The sequence below is a fragment of the Pseudomonas profundi genome (genome assembly GCF_008638305.1).
GTDB classification, from domain to species: Bacteria; Pseudomonadota; Gammaproteobacteria; order Pseudomonadales; family Pseudomonadaceae; genus Halopseudomonas; species Halopseudomonas profundi.
In genome coordinates this window covers 1-727 of sequence record NZ_VTPZ01000046.1, presented here as the reverse complement: position 1 = coordinate 727, position 727 = coordinate 1, and the positions used below count along the sequence as shown (strand labels likewise).

The 727-nt window shown below is 57.9% G+C and carries 1 protein-coding gene and 1 other annotated feature; the gene reads left to right on the top strand.

The features are described 5' to 3' along the window. Positions 1–109 (top strand) — a sequence feature (AL1L pseudoknot). This feature is flagged as partial in the annotation. After that, positions 1–727 (top strand): IS3 family transposase (locus FZE95_RS19500; RefSeq protein ID WP_150302448.1); only part of this gene is annotated, 727 nt, incomplete at both ends. It overlaps the preceding feature by 109 nt.

The window sequence follows — 727 nt, the reverse complement described above, 5'->3', positions numbered from 1 at the left end:
TTGCCCAGGCGGAGCTCGACCGCCGCAACAAACCCTGAACGCCTTCGTTGACGAGTACCGTGACCGTTACGGGGTCGAGTCGATCTGCCGCGTGGTGCAGATCGCTCCGTCCGGTTACTACCTGCATGCAGCACGTGCCCGACAGCCTGAACGGCGAAGCACTCGCGCCCAACAGGATGAGTTGCTGTGTGAGGACATCAAGCGTGTATGGGAGGACAACATGCGCTGCTATGGCGTCGTGAAGGTCTGGAAGCAACTCAGGCGCGACAAGGTGCACGTTGCCCGTTGTACCGTTGCGCGACTGATGCGCCACTTGGGGTTGCAGGGTGTTCGGCGCGGCCAGGTAGTTCGTACCACGGTGCCTGATGGCAACGCCGTCTGTCCTCTCGACAAGGTTCAACGCCAGTTCAAAGCTGACCGTCCCAATCAGTTATGGGTTTCAGACTTTACATACGTATCAACGTGGCAGGGTTGGCTCTACGTAGCCTTCGTTATCGATGTCTTTGCGCGACGTATCGTCGGCTGGCGTGTGAGCAACAGCATGAAAACGGACTTCGTGCTCGATGCTCTGGAGCAAGCACTCTACGCTCGGCAGCCAGGCCACACGGACGGTCTGATCCACCATAGCGATAGGGGTAGTCAGTACGTCTCTATTCGTTATACGGAGCGTCTCGCTGAGGCTGGAATAGAGCCCTCTGTTGGTAGCAAAGGAGACAGCTACGACAAC